The 12,771-nt window shown below is 71.4% G+C and carries 12 protein-coding genes and 1 pseudogene; 4 read left to right on the top strand and 9 right to left on the bottom strand.

Annotated features, from left to right (window positions below; translation table 11 throughout):
- Position 1 precedes the first annotated feature (1 nt).
- The 4 genes from ACVWWH_RS09370 to ACVWWH_RS09355 all read right to left on the bottom strand — a co-directional run bounded on the left by ACVWWH_RS09370 (position 2) and on the right by ACVWWH_RS09355 (position 2,895).
- Positions 2-430, bottom strand: coding sequence for a hypothetical protein (locus ACVWWH_RS09370; protein WP_066496543.1), 429 nt, complete (start codon positions 428-430; stop codon positions 2-4).
- A gap of 106 nt (positions 431-536) precedes the next feature.
- Positions 537-1,640, bottom strand: a complete 1,104-nt coding sequence (locus ACVWWH_RS09365; RefSeq protein WP_457316432.1) for a fatty acid desaturase family protein — start codon at positions 1,638-1,640, stop codon at positions 537-539.
- Between the two features lie 89 nt (positions 1,641-1,729).
- Positions 1,730-1,933 (bottom strand): cold-shock protein, encoded by a 204-nt coding sequence (locus ACVWWH_RS09360; RefSeq protein WP_066496547.1) that lies wholly within the window; start codon positions 1,931-1,933, stop codon positions 1,730-1,732.
- Between the two features lie 233 nt (positions 1,934-2,166).
- On the bottom strand, positions 2,167-2,895 hold the full coding sequence (locus ACVWWH_RS09355; protein ID WP_457316394.1) for a DUF4386 family protein: 729 nt from the start codon (positions 2,893-2,895) through the stop codon (positions 2,167-2,169).
- A gap of 108 nt (positions 2,896-3,003) precedes the next feature.
- Between ACVWWH_RS09355 and ACVWWH_RS09350 the strand changes: the two genes are divergently transcribed.
- The gene (locus ACVWWH_RS09350; RefSeq protein ID WP_457316393.1) at positions 3,004-3,516 is read left to right on the top strand and encodes a hypothetical protein; all 513 of its coding nucleotides are present in this window, start codon (positions 3,004-3,006) and stop codon (positions 3,514-3,516) included.
- A gap of 9 nt (positions 3,517-3,525) precedes the next feature.
- Here the strand turns inward: ACVWWH_RS09350 and ACVWWH_RS09345 are convergent, their stop codons facing one another.
- From ACVWWH_RS09345 to ACVWWH_RS09335, 3 genes are all read right to left on the bottom strand, one after another.
- Positions 3,526-3,912, bottom strand: coding sequence for a hypothetical protein (locus ACVWWH_RS09345; protein WP_457316392.1), 387 nt, complete (start codon positions 3,910-3,912; stop codon positions 3,526-3,528).
- Between the two features lie 114 nt (positions 3,913-4,026).
- Positions 4,027-4,950: a dihydrodipicolinate synthase family protein gene (locus ACVWWH_RS09340; RefSeq protein WP_457316391.1), complete on the bottom strand. Its 924-nt coding sequence runs from the start codon at positions 4,948-4,950 to the stop codon at positions 4,027-4,029.
- A gap of 68 nt (positions 4,951-5,018) precedes the next feature.
- The gene (locus ACVWWH_RS09335; protein WP_457316390.1) at positions 5,019-5,159 is read right to left on the bottom strand and encodes an OsmC family protein; all 141 of its coding nucleotides are present in this window, start codon (positions 5,157-5,159) and stop codon (positions 5,019-5,021) included.
- Between the two features lie 386 nt (positions 5,160-5,545).
- On the opposite strand from ACVWWH_RS09335, the gene ACVWWH_RS09330 reads away from it, so the two are divergent.
- The 3 genes and pseudogenes from ACVWWH_RS09330 to ACVWWH_RS09320 form a co-directional block, all read left to right on the top strand.
- Positions 5,546-6,958: an MFS transporter gene (locus tag ACVWWH_RS09330; RefSeq protein ID WP_457316389.1), complete on the top strand. Its 1,413-nt coding sequence runs from the start codon at positions 5,546-5,548 to the stop codon at positions 6,956-6,958.
- Between the two features lie 111 nt (positions 6,959-7,069).
- Positions 7,070-7,621 carry a heme NO-binding domain-containing protein gene (locus ACVWWH_RS09325; protein WP_066496561.1) on the top strand — a complete coding sequence of 184 codons (552 nt, stop codon included), beginning with the start codon at positions 7,070-7,072 and terminating at the stop codon, positions 7,619-7,621.
- Positions 7,555-9,507: pseudogene (locus tag ACVWWH_RS09320) on the top strand (putative bifunctional diguanylate cyclase/phosphodiesterase); the annotation flags it as partial. The gene ACVWWH_RS09325 and the pseudogene ACVWWH_RS09320, both read left to right, overlap by 67 nt.
- A 63-nt stretch (positions 9,508-9,570) precedes the next feature.
- Here the strand turns inward: ACVWWH_RS09320 and ACVWWH_RS09315 are convergent.
- Both ACVWWH_RS09315 and ACVWWH_RS09310 read right to left on the bottom strand, forming a co-directional pair.
- Entirely contained in the window at positions 9,571-10,737 is a 1,167-nt protein-coding gene (locus tag ACVWWH_RS09315; RefSeq protein ID WP_457316388.1) for an ROK family protein, read from the bottom strand.
- An 82-nt stretch (positions 10,738-10,819) separates the two neighbouring features.
- Complete coding sequence (locus ACVWWH_RS09310) at positions 10,820-12,721, bottom strand: hypothetical protein (protein WP_457316387.1); 1,902 nt, start codon at positions 12,719-12,721, stop codon at positions 10,820-10,822.
- Positions 12,722-12,771: the final 50 nt, after the last annotated feature.

Genomic DNA, 12,771 nt, shown 5'->3' with positions numbered 1-12,771 from the left:
CCTACGGGGAGGCGGCAGGCAGCGCACCGGGCGCGGCCGGAGGAACGGGGCCGGTGGCCGCGCAGGCCGCCGCGATCCCGGGGGCGACCGCCCGGAAGACGGTGGTGCCCCCGGGCATGACCATGGAGGCGAGGAACTCCTCGTCGAAGGTGGTGATCCCCGCGTCGACCGCGTCGAGCTTGGCGCGGATGAGCGCGGAGAGCTGGCGCCACCCGCGCCGGGCGGACTCCTGGGCGCGGGGCAGATCAGAGGACGCGGCCGGGAGGGCCAGGAGGAAGTGGCGGCCTCCCGAACGGAAGGTGATCCTGGTCTTCCCGCGCTCGGAGGCGAACCGGATCCCGGTGGCCCCGGCGGCGGCGAGCATCGCCTGGATCTCGGCCTGGGAGGCCGAGCAGGTGACGGAGGCCCCGCGGATGTAGTTGCTTCTCATGGCTCGGAGTGCTCCCGAGGGCCTGCCCAGGTTCCGGGCGGCAATGTCGCAGCCTGCACATTCGGCACCGCGCTGGAATGCGGTCTGCGCGCTGCAGGGTGGGACATCACGCGCGCCGGTACTGGGCGGTGATGGGGCACTCGAACGGATCGCGGGCGGCGAGCCCGACCCGGTTGAGGTAGGCGATGACGATCCCGTAGGAGCGCCACAGGGTCGTCTCGGTGTAGGGGACCGCGAGGGTGCGGCACTGGTCGCGGACGATCCTGCGTGCCCGGCCCAGATGGGGCCGGGGCATGCTGGGGAAGAGGTGGTGCTCGACCTGGTAGTTCAGGCCGCCCATGAGCCACGTGGCCCACCAGCCGCCGGAGATGTTGCGGGAGGTGCGGACCTGCTTGCTGAAGAAGTCGAGCCTCGCCTCGCGGGCGATCACCGGCATCCCCTTGTGGTTGGGGGCGAAGGTGGCGCCCATGTAGAGGCCGAAGACGGCGAGCTGGACGCCGAGGAACGCGAAGGCCATGCCGAGGGGGAGGAGCCAGAAGAGCGGGACCAGCAGGATGCCGAACCGCAGCGTCAGGAGGCCGAGCTCAGCCCACCGTCCGCGGACGGGGCCGCGGGAGACCAGGTGGCGGAAGCTGAGGAAATGGAGGTTGAGGCCCTCGAGCGTCAGCAGGGGGAAGAACAGCCAGCCCTGGTGCCGCGTGATGAGTCTGCGCAGGCCGCGGGCCTGGGACGCGTCCTCCTCGACGAACGAGATGGTGTCCACCTCGATGTCCGGGTCGCGTCCCACCCGGTTCGGGTTGGCATGGTGCCGGGAGTGCTTCGAGTCCCACCACGAGTAGCTCATCCCGACGACGGCCGCGAGTGCACGGGCGAGCCTGTCGTTGGCGGGCCCCGTGGAGAGGATCTGCCGGTGGGCGGCCTCGTGGGCCATGAAGGCGACCTGGGTGAAGAGGATCCCCAGCCCTGCGGCGATGAGGAGCTGGAACCAGCTCTGGCCGAGGAGGAAGGAGCCGGTGAGGAAGCCGCCGAGAACGGTGAGGAGTGCCGCACCGAGGAGCGAATAGAACCACGGCGTGCGCCGCAGCAGTCCGTCCTCGCGCACCTTCTGGGCCACCTGGAGGTAGGCCTTGGTCAGCGGCGGGAAGGTCTCGGTGCCCGCGTGGGGCGCACGAGTCGAGGGGACTGCGGGGCTGGAAACTGTGGTTATCAGGAGACCTTCAGGTGGGGGGAGGTGCTGGGGGTGGAAACGATGCCTGCGGGCGGGCCGCCGGTGGGGGCCCGCCCGCGGCGTCGTTCAGATCAGAGGGCGCGGATGTTCGCAGCCTGGGGGCCCTTGGGGCCGCGCTCGGAATCGAACTCGACGCGCTGGCCCTCTTCGAGGGAGCGGTAGCCGGACGAGTTGATGGCGCTGTAGTGGGCGAAGACGTCGGGAGTGCCGTCTTCAGGCGCGATGAAGCCGAAGCCCTTTTCGGAGTTGAACCATTTCACGGTGCCAGTGGCCATGTTGCTTTCCTTCTGTGTGGATGTGACCCCTGTGCAGGGGCCGGTTGCCGGGCCGACGACGTCGGCGCGGACAGCTGTGGTGGTGAGGGGAATGATGTGCGAGGCGCTGTGCGCGGTGCGGGCGGCCACACGGGGCCGCGGCCCAGCGGCCGAAGGCCTGGCAGCAAGAAGTCTGAAGGGGCCCTCAACCTGAGGGCGGTGACCAGCCGCTCTTCTGACAGCTGGCGTTTGTATCACTCTACAGGTTTCCCGGCCCTGTGTCCCGTCAGCCCCAGAAGGGCGATGCCGACGGCGGCGATCCACACCCACAGGAGCGGTCCGTAGACCGCGTAGAGGGCGGTGACGGCGAACCGCAGCACCTCGCTCGCCAGCCCGAGCGCCCCGGTCGCGATCCCGAGCCAGCCGATCCAGCCGGGGAGCGGGCCCCGGACCATCGGCAGGCTGATGAGGAGCACGCCCAGCGGAGTGAGGATCCCGGCGAGGGCGACCGTGTTGTTCTCGGCCACGAGCGCCTCCGCGGCCGCAGCGAAGGCCGGCCGCGCGGCGTCGTCGGCGGCGGACCACGCATCGCTGAGGGTGACGAGCGAGAGGCTGCCCACGCTCGAGGTCGGCACCGCGAGCAGCGCCGTCCACGACGCCGCGCCCACCGCGAAGCCCAGCAGCGCGAGGCTGGGGTTCGTGGGCAGGAGGGCGACGAGGAGCGCGGCGAACACCACGAGCCCGAACAGCGACGGGACGAGCCAGAGCAGCTGCTGGGCGATGTAGGAGGCCTTGTGCCCGGCGATGAAGCGCAGCGTTGCCTCGCCGCCCGAGACCGGGGGCGCGTCCACGGCGTAGAGGGCCAGCGCGGCCAGGTCGAAGAGCACGAACAGGAGCGCGGCGACGCCCGCGACCCGGTAGAGGGGAATCCAGGAGAGGGAGGCCCACCAGGCGCGGGCACTGGGCTGGGCTGGCGCCGTCATGCTCTTCAGGCTAGGGCCGGCGGCGTGAAGCTGCTGGGGGCGAAGGGCTCTGAACGTCGGCCCGCGCCCGGCCTAGCCTGAAGATCAGGTTCCGCGCAGTGTCCGGGAGTGATCGCCATGAATCCGCTGGTCCAGATGGTGGTGTTCTTCATCTTTGCCGTCCCCGCGTTCCTCGGCAGCGTCCTGGCGGCCTGGTTCCCGTGGGCGCAGTGGGTGGGCCGCGTGGGGACGGGGCTGACCATGCTGCTCGGCGGGGCCGCCGTGAACGCCTCGTTCCTGATCGGGGGCGCCACCTACGCAGACTTCGCCGACGACGCGAAGTTCGCCTGGGTGACCGATGCCTGGCGGGGCGTGGTGCCCGGGAACTACGCGCTCTGGATCGGGCTGCTCATCGCGTTCGAGGCCGTGACCGGCATCCTGATCCTCTCCGGCGGCTGGCCGACGCGCGCCGGGCTCGTGGCGGCGATGGCGTTCCACCTGGGGCTGGGGACGTTCTTCTCCTGGTTCCTGACCTACTACGCGGCGGTCATGCTCGTGGGCATGGCGCTCCTGCTGCGCGCCGAGTGGAGGGGGCAGATCGCGACCGGCCCGGCGCCGCGGCGGCGGCACCGCCTCGCATAGGCGCGGACCCTAGTCCTCGTCGTCCTCGTCCTCCGCCTCGGCCAGGTTGAGGGAGGCCGCCTGCAGGATGCCCGCGACGTCCGCGTCCGGCGCGTCCTGCCGGTAGGCCTCGGCCACGGACTTGAATCCGATCGCCATCCCGAGGACCAGGCGCGTGTAGTCGGGGGCCAGCGCCTCGATGATCTGCCGGATCACCTGGGGCAGGACCTCGCGCAGCGCCGCCGCCTGCTCGGGCGAGCCGCCGCTGAACGTCACCGAGACCGCGTCGTCCACCCGGGCGAGGGTCTTGAGGGATTCCTTGAACATTTCGGTTGCCGCAGGGTCTTCCGGTTCCCAGGACAGGGCTGCCGTGAGGACGCCGATGCCGCGCTGGATCATCTCTGTGTCATCACTCATGCCTCCATCCTGCCCCGCGGCGCCCCGCCGCAATCCGTGCGGCGCGGGGATTCGATGGCGCCTGCCGAAAACCGGCCGGTTCGGGCGCCGGACAGGCTGTCTCTTGGCGGCGCGTCAGCTCGCGCCGACGGCCTCCAGCGCGCGCACGACGGCGGCCCTCGCCTCCGCGTCCAGCGGCCGCAGGGGCCGGGGGAGGCTGGGGGACGCCGTGAGCCCGAGGACCTCGGCCGCCGCGGCGGCCACGCGCAGGCTCCCGTGCTCGGCGAAGAGGTCCCAGACGGGCGCGAGCCGGGCCGAGAGCGCGCGGACCGGATCGGCGTCGTCCGCGCCTGCCGCGCCACTTGGCCGCCCCGCCCCGCGCAGGGCCGCGCGCGTGAGCGCGACGCAGACCTCCGGCAGGATCCCTGCGAGCACGCTGTACCAGGCGTCGGCGCCGTGGGCGAGGGCCGTCGCGGCGCACGCGTCGCCACTGATGCCGATCGTCACGGTGTCCGGGAGGAGGGCCCGGAGCGCGCCGAGGCGTGCAGCGGCGGCGTCCGGATCCGCTGGCACGGGCGGGATCTTCACGGACGCGACGCCGGGGAGCGTGGCGATCGCGGCGTGGAGCTCGTCGGTGAAGGCGAAGCCGGTGGTGCGCGGGTTGTCGTAGACCACGAGCGGGACCGAGAGCTCCGCGGCGGCCTCCTCGTAGAGGCCGTACACCTCCTCCGGCGTGAGCGGCTGGTAGGAGACGGGCGCGAGCAGGACGGCGGCGGCGCCGGCCTCCTGCGCGTCCGCTGCGTGGGCGAGGACGTCGCGGGTGCGGAGCGCGCCGATGCCGGCCAGCACCGGCGTCGCCCCGGCATGGGCGACCGCGGTATCGAGCACGCGGCGGCGCTCCTCGCGGCCCAGGTACGCGTAGCTGCCCGTGGAGCCGAGCACGCCGAGGCTGTCGACGCCGGCCGCGGACGCGCGCTGCACGAGCCGGCCGAGCGCGGCCTCGTCGATCCCGTGCTCGTCGAGCGGGGTCAGGGGGAAGGCGCTCAGGCCGGTGAACACGGGCGGTCTCCTCGGATCAGGTGCTGTCCCAGCAACCTACCCGACGCCAGCCGGTCCGCCCGGGCGGCTCAGCCGAGGGCGACCGTGAGCTCGGGGGAGTGGGTGAGGGTCGCGTGCACGGGGCAGTGCTGGCCCGCGCGCAGCAGCGCCTCCCGGTGCTTCTCGCTCAGGCCCTCCGGGAGCACGAGCTCCACGCGGATCTCGCCCACGCGCCGCTGCCGGTGGACACGGTGAACTGCTCGGTCCCGGTGCGGGTCGCGGTGGCGGTGTAGGAGTCGGCGATGGGGGTCCCTTCGGTTGGATGGTGCAGCGTGTGGGCGCTGCGGCGCCGCTCGCACGTACTCGAGAACGGGAGGGAGGCGGGACCCTATTCCCCGGCGAGGGCCCTTGCCGAAGCGTCCGGCTCTTGACCGGGGCGGGGTGGATCCCTAGTCTGATATATGAGACGTATGTCACGCTGCCGTCCCCGACTGGAGGTCTTGATCTCGACGGGTCGGCGCGAAGGTGCGGGAAACTGAGCGGCTGTCCGCGTCCAGGCAATGGCGCTCTCGCGCCGTCAGTGGATTGTGCTGAAGCCAGAAGGGAACACATCTCAATGATCTATCCGACCAGGACAACGGCGTCCGTCGACACCTCGATATTGAAAGAGACCAGCTCCACGTTCAAACGCCGCTTCATGGTGCGGCTTGTCGCTGTGTTCATCGGCGGGATGTTCCTCGACGGCTACATCCTCGGAATCATCGGCCCCGTCACCGGACCCATGCGGTCGGATCTCCAGCTCGACTCACTGTCCCTGGGCATGATCGCTGCAGGCCCGCTGGCAGGCATCTTCGTCGGCGCGCCGCTGGCTGGCTGGGCCACTGACAAGTTCGGGCGCAAGCCCATGTTCCTCGTGGACATGGGCCTGTTCCTGCTCGCCTCAGCGGCCCAGTTCTTCGTAGCCTCCGGAGACGGGGCCGTGGTCCAGCTGGCCATCATCCGGTTCCTCATGGGCGTCGCGATCGGCGGCGAATACTCAATCGGTGGACCCCTGCTGTCAGAGTTCTCCCCGCCAAAGCTCCGCGGGCGCTTGCTCGGGCTGACTCTGATCGCCTGGTACGTCGGCTTCATGATGGCATTCATCATCGGCACCCTCCTGCACGACGCCGGAACCCCATGGCGCCTCGTCATCGGCACGAGCACGATCCTCGCCCTGGTCCTGTTCCTCGCCCGCTTCGGCCTCCCCGAATCGCCGAGCTGGCTCATCACGAAGGGACGGCGCGAGGAGGCGCTCGCGATCGCACGCAGATACGTCGAATCGCCCCAGATGCACCACAGCATCACCGAAGAGATCGATCTGAGGAGGATCCAGGAGGCCCAGGCCGCGCAGGGCAGGACAAAGATCAAGAGCGCCTCCGTCGGAATGCTGTTCTCGAGGCAGCACTGGCGCGCCACCCTCTTCACCTCAGGTTTCTGGTTCTGCGCGGTCACTCCGTACTTCGCGATCGCGACCTTCGCCGACGACGTGCTCAACCATTTCGGCTTCGGCGGCGGCTGGGCCGGCGGAGTGGGCCTGTCCGCACTTGCGACCGCGGGCGTTGTCACCACTGTGCTTCTGATTGACAAGCTCGGCCGCCGAATCCTCACCGTGCCCGGGCAGTGGCTCTGCGCAGGCATCCTGCTGATCATCGGACTCTGGGGGAACGCACCGGCGATCCTCGTGCTTGTCCTGTTCCTCGCCTTCTCCTACTTCAATGCCGGCTACACCACGCTGACCCAGGTCTATCCGGCCGAGGTATTCCCCGGCCACCTGCGCGGCATCGGCATGGGCTTCGCCGCGGCCTTCAGCCGCATCGGAGCCGCACTCGGCACCTTCGCCCTGCCATGGGCAATCAGCAACATCGGCATGGGCCCAAGCATGGTCGCCGCCGCCGCCGTCGCATTACTCGGCGCAGTCCTCTCGCAATGGCTCGCCCCTGAAACAAAGGGACGCACCCTCGCAGAGATCTCCGCAAACTTCTCCCACTGACACCGGGACTGCCCGGTGACGACTTGCTGACGGTGCGGCCGGACCTGCCGATAGGAGGGAGATGCAACATCGGTCGGACCACAACGCGCTGCCAAGCATCAGGGGGGCTCCATGAAGGGCATCATCTTCAACCTGCTCGAGGAAGCCGTCGTGGAGCGCCACGGCGCCGACGCCTGGGACGGGCTGCTCGACGGCCTCGGCCTGGACGGGGTCTACACCTCGCTGGGCAGCTACCCGGACGCGGAGGTCTACCAGATCGTCGAAGGCGCCGGCCGCCTGGCCGGGCTGAGCCCCGCCGAGGCGCTGCGCTGGTTCGGCCGCGAGGCCATGGCGCTGATGGCGGGACGGTTCCCCGCCTACTTCTCCGCCCACACCACGGCGCTTCCCTTCCTGCTCAGCGTCAACAGCATGATCCATCCGGAGGTGCGCAAGATCTATCCCGGTGCCGACGTGCCCACCTTCGGGTTCCGCACGGAACCGTCCGGGGCGCTGCTGATGGCCTACACCTCCCCGCGGCGGCTCTGCGCGCTCGCCCATGGATTCATCGACGGCGCGGCGGCTCACTTCGGGGAGACGGCCCAGGTGGACCACCTCGAGTGCATGCACCGGGGCGACAGCGAGTGCCTCTGCCGGGTCACCTTCCGCGCCGCGGAGGCAGCGTGAGCGGGACGGCGGCGCTGGAGGCGCAGATCGCCGCGCTCGAGCGCCGCCTCGAGCGCGAGCGGCGCACCCGCCTCGCGGCCGAGCGGATCGCGGAGAAGGGGCTGCGGGAGCTCTACGACCGGCAGCAGCAGCTGGGGCTGCTCGAGGCGGTCGCCGATGCGGCCAACCAGTCGAGCACCGTGGCCGAGGCCCTGCAGTACGGGGTGCGGACGGTGTGCGAATTCAGCGACTGGGAGATCGGGCACGCCTACCTGCTCGACGAGGGCGGCCGGAGCGTGCGGCCCACCGCCATCTGGCACGGGGTGGGCGAGGGCCGGTTCAGGGACTTCTACGGGGCCACCGAGGCCACTGGCTTCGAGGCGGGGCAGGGGCTGCCCGGCCGCGTGCTGGCCAGCGGCGCCCCGGCGTGGATCCCGGACATCGCCGCAGACCCCGGGTTCCCGCGGGCCGAGGCGGCCCTGCGCGACGGGCTCCGCTCGGCGGTGGCCTTCCCGATCCTGCTCGGGACGGAGGTCACCGCGGTCCTGGAGTTCTTTGCCGCCCACACCCTCGAGCCCGACGAGACGCTCCTGCGGCTGCTGGCGAAGATCGGCGCCCAGCTGGGCCGCGTCGCGGAGCGCGAGCGCGCCCGGGACCGCCTCCTGCACGACGCCCTCCATGATGCCCTCACGGGGCTGCCCAACCGGGCCCTCCTCGCGGACCGGCTCGCCCATGCCGTGGCCCGCACCGCCCGGGACCAGGGGAGCTCCTTCGCCGTCCTCTTCGCCGACCTGGACCGGTTCAAGCTCGTCAACGACAGCCTCGGGCACCCGGTCGGGGACGCCCTCATCACCGAGGTCGCCCGGCGGTGGGGCCGTGCGCTGCGCCCGGGGGACACGCTGGCGAGGATCGGGGGCGACGAGTTCACGGTCCTGCTGGACGGGATCGAGGACGTCAACGACGCCGTGCGCACCGCGGCGGGCATGATGGAGGCCCTCGCCGAGCCGGTCCTCATCGGCGGCCAGCAGCTGTTCGTCAGCGCGAGCATCGGCATCGCCACCAGCGCCATGGGCTACGACTCGGCGGACGAGATCCTCCGCCACGCGGACCTGGCCATGTACCGGGCGAAGGTGCTGGGCAAGGGCCGCTACGAGATCTACGATCCCGTGATGCACGAGCTCGCCGTGGGCCGCCTCTCGCTCGAGTCGAGGCTGCGCCAGGCCCTGCACGAGGAGGAGTTCGTGCTCCACTACCAGCCGATCGTCTCCCTGGGGGACGGGGCGATCGTGGGGGTCGAGGCGCTGGTGAGGTGGCGCAGGTCCGAGTCGGAGCTGGTCTTTCCGGACCAGTTCATCGCGGTGGCGGAGGAGACGGGGATCATCGTCTTCCTCGGCATCTGGGTGCTGCGCGAGGCGTGCCGGACCATGGTCCGCTGGCAGCAGGAGTTCCCCCGCGACCCTGCCCTCACGGTGGCCGTCAACGTCTCGGCCCGGCAGTTCGCCCAGCACGACTTCGTCGAGCAGGTGGCCCGGGTCCTGGCTGAGACGGGCATCCGCCCGGACACGGTCAAGCTCGAGATCACCGAGAGCGTGTCGATGATGGACACCGAGTACACCGTCGAGGTCCTCACCCAGCTCCAGCGGCTCGGCGTCTGCGTGAGCATCGACGACTTCGGCACGGGGTACTCGTCGCTCGCGTACCTGCACAGCTTCCCGATGGACACGCTCAAGATCGACCGCTCCTTCGTCGCCCAGCTCGACCGCGGCGAGCAGGGCCGGCAGATCGTGGGGACCATCATGAACCTGGCCCGGGACCTGAGGATCCGGGTCATCGCGGAGGGGGCCGAGACGTCCCGGCACGTGGAGGAGCTGAAGACGCTGGGGTGCGACTTCGCGCAGGGGTACTACTTCTCCCGGCCCGTGGAGCCTGCCGTGATCTCGGGCCTGCTCGCGGCCCGTCCCGCGGCCGGGTCAGCCCAGGGACCGCTGGATCGCGAGGCAGGCCGCGCCGCGGGCCCAGAGGTTCACGTCGGCGGAGTCGATGCGCAGCCGCTCGAGCGCCCGGGCGCCCTCGAAGGCGCAGCTGCCCAGGCCTGAGGCGATCCCCTCGGAGAGCAGGTCGTAGGCGGCGATGCCCTCGCCGGAGAGGAGGATCAGCTCCGGCGCAAGGATGTTGTCGATGACGGCCAGCCCGCGGCCGATCCACTCGCCGGCGCCGCGGAAGGCGCGGCGGGCGCTCCGCTGCGCGGTGCCCTCGCCGCTGCGGGCGAGGTCTGCCGCCGCGGCGACGCTGGGCGTCCCGGCCGCCCGGGCGATCGCGTCGTCCCCCGCCAGCGCCTCGAGGCAGCCCCGCCGCCCGCAGTGGCACTGCGGGCCCTTCGGCAGCAGGGGGATGTGGCCGAACTCGCCCGCGAGCCCCTCGGCGCCGTCGTGCAGGCGGCCGCCGATCACGAGGCCGAGCCCGATCCCGGGGCCGAGGGTGACGACGGCGAAGTCCTCCGCCTCCCGCCCCGCGCCGAAGAGGTACTCGGCCACGGCGAGGGTGTTGACGTCGTTGTGCACGCTCACGGGAAGGCCGGCCGCCCGCCCGAGGGGGGTGGCGATGTCGACGTCGTGCCAGCCGAGGATGGGGGAGAACCGGCACGTGCCGGAGGGCGGGTCCACGTGCCCGCTGACGCCGACGCCGATGCCGAGGGCGCGCTCGCGGGACCCGGGCACCGCGTCCAGGAGGCTGCCGACGAGCTCGGCGACGGCGGCCAGCGCCTCCTCGGGGGCCGGCCGATCCACGGCCGTCTCCTGCCGGGCGATCACCTTGGCGCCGAGGTCCGTCAGGACCCCCGAGATGGCGTGGGGGCCGATCTTGATGCCCACCGCGCACAGCTTCTCGACCGCCACGCGGATGACGCGCCGGGGCCGGCCACGGCCGGCGGGGGCGGCCGGGGACTCGGTGACGTAGCCGCTGTCGATGAGCGGCTTGAGGGTGCGGGTGACGGTGGACTGGTCGAGCGAGGCGAGCTCGGCCAGATCGGCGCGGGTGAGCGGCTCGTTGCGGAGGACCAGGGAGAAGAGCTCTGCCCGGTGCGGGTCTTTCACCGCGGGAAGGTGGAAGGCCAGTCGCCCGGCTGCCTCCATACCCATGGCCTCCACTCTATCGGCAGGGGCGGCCGCCGCCTCCACGGGCGGCTCCCGGTTGGGAGCGCCCGTGGAGGCGGCGCCGCACCTAGGCGCCCAGCTCGATCCAGTTCAGGTTCACGGCGCCTGCGTCGGAGCGGCCGCGGCCGAGCGTGATGAGGTTGTCGCCGGCCTCCAGGGTGATCCTGGCGGTCGCCACACCCCAGGTGTCCCACGTGGCGAGCGCGGGGAAGTCGACGTGCCGGGGCCCGTCGACCACCGAGTGGTCGGCCCGCTCCGCGGAGACGGTCAGGGTGCTCGTGGCCCCGGTGGCGTTCGCGTAGCGGTACCGGATCGTGTACTCGCCGCGGCGGGGCACCCGGACGGCGAAGGTCACGAGGGGGTCCGCGCTGCCCACGGTGGCGGCGAGCCCGTCGACGAAGCCGCTGCCGTCGTGGCCGGCGTGGTCGTTGTTGAAGCCGGCGCCGCCTCCCCACGCGGCGTAGGCGGCGGGGTAGCGGGTGGCGCCCCGGTCTTTCAGCGGGGTGATGCGGAACAGGGCCGAGGCGTGCGGGGCGAGCGTGGCCGTGGCCTCGGTCCGGACGCCGAGGTCCCGGTGGGCCCACAGGTCCCTGACGTTCGCCGCGCCGGAGAGCCCGAGGTCCTTGGCGAAGTCGATGGTCTTGGTCTGGGTCGCGCTGTCGGAGCGGTTGAAGAGCGCCAACGCCCAGGACCCGTCGGGGAGCTGGCCGGCCCAGCGCTCGCTGTCCCGGGAGCCGGGGTCGACCGAGTAGGGGGTGGCGGAGCGGTAGAGCGGCTTGCCGACCAGGCCCTCCTGGTTGAGCTCGAGCACGTCCTTGTTCGTGTAGACCCAGGCGTCGTTGCCGATCTGCTGGTACGTGTCCGCGATGGCCAGGGGCGATCCGGCGATGACCATGAGGTTCATCATGGTCCGGCGCTCGTCGTCGCTGGCGAAGGTGCTGGCGCGCATGAAGTCGCCGTCGAGGATCAGCTGCCCGCGCCCGTTGCGGTGCGACCAGCCCGTGAAGCCCGCGAACGGGTTGAACCAGTTGGGCCAGGCGTCCTGCCAGCCCTGGCGGCCGCCGCTGAGCCGGTCCCAGCCGCCGCGGTCGGCGTCGGCGTCGATCCGGACGAGGTCGCCGTTGGCGAGCTCGGCGGAGGCGTCGTCGAACAGGTGCGGCATCACGAGGGAGAGCTCGAGGTCCTCGCCGGCGGCCTCGTTGAGCCAGGCCAGGGCCGTCTCGTAGTTGGCGCGCCCGTGCGGGGCGTTGACCTGCCCGATGTTGGCGTCCATCCCGTTCTCGTACCAGGAGAGGAAGTCCACGCGCAGGTATGGGACCCGGAGGCGCTTGAAGTAGGCCACATAGCCCTGGAGGTACTCCTTGGCGCCGGGGCGAGTCACGTCCAGCCAGTAGAGGGTGTTGCCGCCGATGTCCTTGGCGAAGAAGTCGCCCGGGGCGACGATGTCCGCGATCTTGATGTCCGGCCGGCCCACCACGGTCTTGGACGGGTCCTCGACGGCCGCCCTGTGGACCCAGAGTGGGTTGTAGTAGACCCCGAGCTTCATGCCGCGTTCGGCCAGGTAGTGGGACCAGTAGGCCCAGTCGTGCTGCCACGAGTCGTTGTAGGTGACGATGTAGCCGTTCGGGGTGGTGCGGCTCGAGCCCTCGATCCACCCGTCCGTGCAGGCCATGTCGTAGCCGTACGGGGCGAGGTCGGAGGCGAGCCAGTCGATGTTGGCCTTCCACTCGTCCTCGGGGATCGGGGCGTTGTGCGGGAAGGCGTAGCCGTAGATGTTCCAGTACCGGGGGCCGGCGCCGCGGCGGGTGAACACGCTGTTGCGGCTCGCGAGCCTCAGCGGCGGCGCGGGGGACGTGGGCACCGTCAGGTCCGTCGAGGCGGCGCGGGCGGGGGCCTCGACCGCCGCCGTGCACGCGAGCGCGGCTGCGCCCCCGAAGGCCAAGAGGGAGCGTCGGGACAGGTTCTTCATCGATCAGTCCTTTGGGAGGGGTTGCGGTCACCACAGTCTGCTTGCGAGCA

This window comes from Sinomonas sp. RB5, assembly GCF_054063535.1.
The sequence above is the reverse complement of the archived record's forward strand: the minus strand, read 5'-3'. Positions and strand labels throughout refer to the sequence as shown.

Coding starts and splice junctions, on each gene's coding strand:
- ACVWWH_RS09315 (WP_457316388.1), bottom strand. CDS start 10,737: ATGGGTATGGAGGCAGCCGGGCGACTGGCCTTCCACCTTCCCGCGGTG.
- ACVWWH_RS09330 (WP_457316389.1), top strand. CDS start 5,546: ATGATCTATCCGACCAGGACAACGGCGTCCGTCGACACCTCGATATTG.
- ACVWWH_RS09370 (WP_066496543.1), bottom strand. CDS start 430: ATGAGAAGCAACTACATCCGCGGGGCCTCCGTCACCTGCTCGGCCTCC.
- ACVWWH_RS09345 (WP_457316392.1), bottom strand. CDS start 3,912: ATGAGTGATGACACAGAGATGATCCAGCGCGGCATCGGCGTCCTCACG.
- ACVWWH_RS09310 (WP_457316387.1), bottom strand. CDS start 12,721: ATGAAGAACCTGTCCCGACGCTCCCTCTTGGCCTTCGGGGGCGCAGCC.
- ACVWWH_RS09360 (WP_066496547.1), bottom strand. CDS start 1,933: ATGGCCACTGGCACCGTGAAATGGTTCAACTCCGAAAAGGGCTTCGGC.
- ACVWWH_RS09355 (WP_457316394.1), bottom strand. CDS start 2,895: ATGACGGCGCCAGCCCAGCCCAGTGCCCGCGCCTGGTGGGCCTCCCTC.
- ACVWWH_RS09325 (WP_066496561.1), top strand. CDS start 7,070: ATGAAGGGCATCATCTTCAACCTGCTCGAGGAAGCCGTCGTGGAGCGC.